This is a genomic window from Endozoicomonas sp. ONNA2 (assembly GCF_024606365.1).
Classification (GTDB): Bacteria; Pseudomonadota; Gammaproteobacteria; order Pseudomonadales; family Endozoicomonadaceae; genus Endozoicomonas.
In genome coordinates, this window is the sequence record NZ_JAHHPO010000902.1 from 1 (window position 1) to 6780 (window position 6780).

4 protein-coding genes are annotated in these 6780 nt (G+C 43.1%); 1 reads left to right on the plus strand and 3 read right to left on the minus strand.

Annotated features, from left to right (window positions below):
- Window positions 1-86 precede the first annotated feature (86 nt).
- Together KDK14_RS16020 and KDK14_RS16025 are read right to left on the minus strand one after the other, a co-directional pair.
- Window positions 87-2894 carry a hypothetical protein gene (locus KDK14_RS16020; RefSeq protein WP_257266180.1) on the minus strand — a complete coding sequence of 936 codons (2808 nt, stop codon included), beginning with the start codon at window positions 2892-2894 and terminating at the stop codon, window positions 87-89.
- Window positions 2895-3086: 192 nt separating this feature from the next.
- Window positions 3087-3719: an META and DUF4377 domain-containing protein gene (locus KDK14_RS16025; protein ID WP_257266181.1), complete on the minus strand. Its 633-nt coding sequence runs from the start codon at window positions 3717-3719 to the stop codon at window positions 3087-3089.
- A gap of 335 nt (window positions 3720-4054) precedes the next feature.
- Here KDK14_RS16025 and KDK14_RS16030 point away from each other — a divergent pair, with 335 nt between their 5' ends.
- A complete protein-coding gene (locus KDK14_RS16030) occupies window positions 4055-4513 on the plus strand; it encodes a hypothetical protein (RefSeq protein WP_257266182.1) in 459 nt (152 codons plus the stop codon).
- A 485-nt stretch (window positions 4514-4998) separates the two neighbouring features.
- Here KDK14_RS16030 and KDK14_RS16035 read toward each other — a convergent pair whose 3' ends face one another.
- Window positions 4999-6345, minus strand: coding sequence for an OprD family porin (locus tag KDK14_RS16035; RefSeq protein WP_257266183.1), 1347 nt, complete (start codon window positions 6343-6345; stop codon window positions 4999-5001).
- Between the last annotated feature and the right edge of the window lie 435 nt (window positions 6346-6780).

A 6780-nucleotide genomic window follows, 5' to 3' on the forward strand; every position in this document is an offset into this window, starting at 1 on the left:
CCATTCAGTTCCAAAAAGGCATTGGCATTATGCAATTTCTGGCTAATTACGGCAGGCTTCAATGATCGCAACCGCAGTAGGGCAGTCTATTCTCGGACAGCCTCCCAGGGCGTGTTGTATAAACGTTTCAATGAAAACCATCCCCGGTGCAATGAGATGATTTTCTGATTTCCCGGGTAGAGCATTTTGAACGTACTGAAAACATGCCCAAGACTTCTTGCCTGACATACGATGCCAAACAGCCACTCGGCAATTTCGACAGGTTTCAAGCTATGGCTGACCGATTGAATAATTTCTAATACATCTGATTCAAATTTTTCTGGTTTCGGTAATTCTTTGTATTGAATACCGGTTTTTCTAATAATATTGTCAAGTAGCAGGTCTCTGGCTGTATTCAGATGCTCTTTAATCTCTGGTGGCTCTAAATTCACACCTTCTAATCTTGACTGCTCTGCTATGTGTATATGTTCCCATGCCAGATGTTCTTTTAGTACTTCAACACCATTTTTATTCTGGTTCCTGTCTATCCTGGTTTTAAACCATTTTATATTGTCTTGATGAGTATAAATGGACTGCATTTGTCTTTGCGCAAAGAGAGCTAATGCTTTATGGATGGATTCACACCAATTTATTGTAAGTCTATTTCTGATTAAATTACGTTTATGCCTTTTGCGAGAATTTATTGCCTGCAATGCTTCCGGGTTGCTCTGTTTGCGTACCTTGAGCCTGCAATCAAACGTGTTCCTCTCTTTACTCGACTCTTTTTTTGGTGAATCTGGCTGGCAATTAGCAACTAAACAGTCAATATTTAATTCACTGACTGTCCCCTCAATTAGTGTTTCATGCTTTGCTCGGGAACCGTCAACAGGTGATTCATGATTGCCTGAAATAATAGTAACGTTTGAACAGGGTTCTGAGGGACAGGGTAAATTTGCAGATTCTACGGTTTGAACTGTTAAGTCAGAGGATAGACTAACGTTTACGGATTCTGAAGACGTTGTGGGAGGAGATGAGTATTCACCATTGATGTATCGCTGGATTTCATCGGGCGTTAATTCTCTGAGATAAGCAGTATCTTTTGCCCTTATTTTCAAATATGCAATTTTGGATTCCAGGAAATCCTGAAATGATTCACTAAGATAACCACTTTGGTCTTCAGGTGCTCGCCCTGTTGAGTCAGAGGCAATCAATGCTTGTAATCTATGATATACCTCTTCATAGCATCGACAGGCATTGGGATAATCGCCAACTTCAACATATAGATCACCTGCTTTTATACCTGTTGGAATAAAAAAGCCTCTTTCAGTTGCTTTCTTATAAAAATAGGCAGCGTTCGTTGGTGAAGAATTTTCAATCAGTTGATTCTCTTGTACCCATCCCAGTAAAAAGCATCCATAGCCATGGGTTTTATTTGGTGTTTTTACAGTACTGTGAACAAACTCATGAACGATATTATAAGCGCTGGTTATCCGTTTTTTGTGATTTGGCATATTATAAATGCGTGTTTTATCATCAGGCTTTCGGTAGGTCATGACATTGAAGATAGTAGCTAATGCAGTAAACAGATTTTCAGGTTCTGGAAAGGAGTTGTCGTCCAAAAGCCAGGTTGCAGTACTCTCAGCCTGTTTTGTTTTTTTAGTTTTTACGGATACTGACTGCAACTTGAATTCATTGGAATTCTTATTGCAGCGCCAGCTTTTTAATGAACTGGTTGTGGCCTTGGTTTTGTGGGTATCGAAGTTGTTGGTATCGAGGTTGTATCTGGAGATTTCAAGCTGACTCTTCAGATTGTCCATAAAATCACTTCTATGACAAGCTGCATGAGCTTCATCATCAAAAATTGCTGAAGTTAAAGCATTGAACAGGAAGTAATGTTCTATATCTGGTTCAGGTAAAAATGAAACCCTGCCAAAGAGTGATGTTGACAGACAGTCATATTTAAAAAATAACAAACATGCGGAATCATATGCCACCTTTGGATAGAATGTATTTGCATTGATTAGCTTGCCAGTGATTTTATTAAGCTGTTCTGCAAGGATTACCGGATATGCCAATAATTCGGTATTTTGATAAAATCCACTTTCAGTAAGCAACTTGAACCACTGGTCTGATAATTTTTGTTGAAACGTTGTTCTGAAATCTTTTATCTTCTCAATATCACCAGCATTGTTAATCAGGTTATTATGTATAGCGTATTGAATAATCCATGATCTTATTTGATTCTGAGTTAATAGTGGGTCCAGTCTGTTTGCTGTTTGTAATAGTTGTTCAGACTCTTTGCGTTTTTGATCGGCTGTTGTAATTAATACTGATTTATTGGTATTTCCTGCTGCTTGAACTTCATGCACCTTTAACATTCTTTGGGAATCGATCAAATTGCAGGCAGCGAGCGATAAAAGAGCACTGACATTTTTTGAAGATGTTTCCTCATTCAAACGTCGGTTTTCAGTGAGTACGCCAGAAACGAGTTGTCTCGGATATGCCTCGTGCCTTTCCTTGCAGCTGCATATATACCTTGCTTCTCCCCTTTCTATTCCTTTTTCTATTTCTAATAAACTGTACTTACCCACAGACCACATGTTAAAGGCTGACGCCACCTCTGTATTATTATCATGGGCTTCTATTGGGCAGTGCTCACCCAAAAACCAGAGGTTAAAGGCGTGCACCTCGTTTTTACGGTCCAGTTTTGGGGAAAACTCGGAAATATCTGCAATCTTGAATAGCGTGTTTACTTGCTGGTTAAAAGGGGGTGGGGAATCAATACATATTTCACGAACTGTCTTGTGGTTAATTTCAATTTTCCGATCAGCAAAATAACTGTTATTCGCAGTATCTGCGGAATCTGTGCCTGTATTAGCGGAGGGTGTCGGAGGGGAAGAGCTGAGTCTGTCCATAGTTAAACCTGTGATATTTTAATGGTCACATTTGTGTGATTTCTGATTATTTTCCCTTCCCTGTATTGGACAATAGAAAGAATAGAATGTTCCCGACAATCTCCCGGGATTTCAGGACAATAACTACAACTTATAACTGTCATCAGCAGCATTGAGTTTATGGCTGGTTATCTGTTCAGGGGGGAAGGAAGTCTACTGATTGTCAACCCATTCTTGCTCTACAACCAGGTCCAGTATCCATCGCTTGCCGGAAGCATCCGCTGGTGGGTTTGGCAGATCAAACTCTTTGATGCGCAGACGATAGGCAATTCCCGGGGTAAACTCAAAACCTTCGATATTGTCATAAAACAGGGTCCAGGGGGCCTCTTCAGACTCACGAATCTGCAAGCACTCCATTGGGCCTAAGCCAGTGCAGGGTGCCTTTTCGGGAGCGACATAAATAAAGCGGGTCACGCCATCTTCCATATTGGGCTGCTTTTTAAAGGTATAGCTGGAAGTGTTGGTACTGAGTATCAGTTGATCATCTGACATCTGAACCCTGGGTTTATCACCCAATAGCTGTTTCAGGGCCTCTTCCTTTTTGGCATCTTCACCGTGACACATCATGAGTGTACTGGCGAGTTGGCCTACGATCAGCTGATCACCCTGCATTTTGACTGAACCCATCAGGCGGTTGCACCCGGCATTGGCGGCAATGCGGTTATTTTTGATATCCAGGGTGATGGGGGATGTTGGGCTGGTTTCCTGCCATCGACCTTCAGGTAGGGTATTACAGGCGGTCAGAAGTATCGACATAACCACAATGCCAAATTGTACAGGCCTCATTGATAACTCCACTGGGCTTCGCATTAACAAGCACGGGTGTTTACTGACTCGATTCTGGAGTTTTATAAGTATAATAGCTCCGTCGCATAATCTGCTAAAAACAACCAACCACAATGACAAAATTCGAGATGGTTGCCTTGCGCAGATCATCGAGTGACCCATGGGGAATTCGCTCTTTATACAACCTTTCTTGCCGGAGCGCTATCGCCCTGCAGTACCAAAGTTCTCAAAGGCAAGAATTGAACTTTAATGTTCGTTGTTTGTCTGATCAGGTGGACTTGATATTTAATGTCCGTTGCGTACTCAATCTTTTAGACTACCAGGGAAAATACGTTATGAATTATGGTATTTCATCAACAAGTGCCACAGCTACTGCTGCGCTTCAAGGGATGCACAATAGCGTACCAGAGTCCAATAAAAAGACTGACGTTGTTCCGTCTATTCCACCTGCAGATCATTGGGAAAAAGGCAAAAGCCTTACAGATCGACAGGCGCATGCTATTTTTCGGGCTCTGGCAAGCAATAAAAAGGAAGGCACTGAGGCTGAACGCGATGCCGATCGGGGCGTAGCAGAGATGTGCGCTCAGGCAGGCAAAAACGACAAGCTGGCTGAAAAAGTGGCTGAGCATTGTCGTGAGATTATGCGGGATAAACTAGGGTTCTGTAGTGTCGATGATTCCGAGGTCACAGAATCCGATTTGGCTTTGGCGAAAGACTGGTTGTCCAGCGTGCGCGAAGACTCCCGCAAGGCTGTGGCTCAGACGGAAGACGTATCGTCCTCAGGCAAAAAATGAAACCTGCCGCTCGTTCCCATGTTCTGCGTGGGAATGCACTCGGGAATTGTCTTTTAATAAGTTCCCGATTTCCGTTCACCCTGGCGTGTCGAAATGTTGCGGGTCTTGAATTGGAACCACAAAGCACACAAAGAGCACAAAGTAAAAGAAAAGCTCTTCTTTGTGCGATTCGGGGTTCAAAGCTTTTGTTTCGGGAATTAATTGATAGATGCTTAATGTCTACAGTAAGTGGGAATGCATACCTCCCCTGTACATCGCGCCTGATAAGATAAGGGTTCCCACGCTGACAGCAAATCCTGGAGCCCAACCGCCACTTAACATACAGAGGAAGCAATAAGATCTGGCTCGCACAATTTATCCACTAAATTTGGCCTTGACCAAGAAATTGCCCCGAAAAGAATAGGAACCACAAAGGCACAAAGCCACAAAGAAAAGCTTTTCTTTTCCTTCGTGCCTTTGTGTCTTTGTGGTTCAAGGCTTTTATTTTAGATTGCGAAGCTATAACTTAACCACGCACGCAAGTCTCTGGCTTCATTTTGACCAGTTGCGTTATAAAAGGCATCACTGTTCTTGTAATAGGCATATTCCACTTTCAATTGCAGACCTTTCAACTCCGGTTGGCTAAGTTTGTAGGTCAGTGTCAGGTCGCTCTCGGATTCATTAACATCCTGCTCGGTATTGCTGGCTATATGTCGAGCCTTCATGCCTGAACCATAAATATAGTTATAGCCAAGAGATAATCCGTTGATACCCATAGAGCTGAAGTCATACTCCGCACCAACCATCCAGGCGGTTTCCTTATCAAAGTTGAAGGAGGAATAGATGGCATTGCTGGGGACATTGTATGCTCCCTCGGTATTGGATCCCAAGTTATAATCGTAATTGCCGATGGTCTGGTAGCCATTTTGCTGATTACTACTGGAGGTTTTCGCCTTTGTGTAAGTGACGCCAGCATTTAATGTCCACGGACCGTGTTCCAAAACGGCATTGAGGTTGCCAGACTGGGCTTTATCCTCGAAGGGGGCATTAGTGCTTGTCCAGTTCCAGAGATCACCATCCTGCTTGCTGTAGTAGTACATCCCGGTCAGGGTGAGTGTGGAGTCGTTGTGCAGTGGCGTGGTAAAGATGACATTGCCATTGTGCGCATTAACGTACTTTCGGGCCAGGCCGTTGTTGTATTGCAGCTCAAGGCTTCGTTGATTGGCCAAATCGAAGGTGTAGCCCAATTGCATACCGACGATCCAGTCGATCTGTTCATTTTCGGCATTCACTATATGATGAAAGCCGGACTGGGTTCTTTCGGACACTTCGTTGACCCAGGCGATCTTGCCATTGAAGTTATCCATATTTACAGAGGCATCCACACCCTGCCAGCTGCTGGGTACGGAGCGCGAGCCGGAAATGGAAATCAGGCCGGTTTCAACCAGCTGGCGGCCAATTTTGACATCGGCTGAGACGCCTTCATAGCTTTCTGGCAGTTTGAAGTCGACCCATGCCTGCCCAAGCTTGCCGAAGCCTTCTTTATCGGCATTCAGCAGTTCACTGGAACCCTGGTTGCCTGACTTCATCTCCAGTTTTGCTACACGATAGGCTGACCCGCCAATATTGAGAAAGTCAGCCAGGTAGCCAGTTTGGGCATTAAGCCACACTGCGCCCGTCCATGCACCGGAGGTGGTATTAGCAGAGGTGTTTTTATCGTTGAAAAAAACGGTTTGGACTTTGCCATCAATTTTGGCATCACCGATAAAGGAATCATAACTGTTACTGGCTATAACAGGCAGACTGAAAAGAGCAACAGCGTAGGATAGTAAAGAGGATTTAAAATTGATCAAGGTAAGTACTCGCTACATCAATGAGTGATTTAATTTAGCAATTATAGATGCTTTTACAAAATCTGAAAGAAATTAACCAATAGAATAATGGAACGGTTTGTGATCAATTGGCTAAGCATTACTATCGTTTCATTAAATAACAGTTTTGAATTAGATTGCTTGATAGCGGCCAAGTTTCTATTTGGCCAAGTTTCTATTCGGCCAAGTTTCTATTAAAGTTGAACCAGCTTCAATCCAAACTATCCACCGTTAAAAGGTAATCCGACAGACATAATTGCGTTATGAAGGGATATTTTCCTGAATAATATCAAGGTTTTTTGGCTTGCAACTAAGTAGTTAAACAAATGAAATCATATTTTCTGACTAAGTTGACAGTCACCCTGCTGCGTTGCAACTCCGGTCACATAGCTAAGGCTATGCTCCCTACGTTGCGCC

Bases quoted from the DNA above. Each gene is read 5' to 3' on its own strand.
- KDK14_RS16025 (WP_257266181.1), bottom strand. From the start codon at position 3,719: ATGAGGCCTGTACAATTTGGCATTGTGGTTATGTCGATACTTCTGACC.
- KDK14_RS16030 (WP_257266182.1), top strand. From the start codon at position 4,055: ATGAATTATGGTATTTCATCAACAAGTGCCACAGCTACTGCTGCGCTT.
- KDK14_RS16020 (WP_257266180.1), bottom strand. From the start codon at position 2,894: ATGGACAGACTCAGCTCTTCCCCTCCGACACCCTCCGCTAATACAGGC.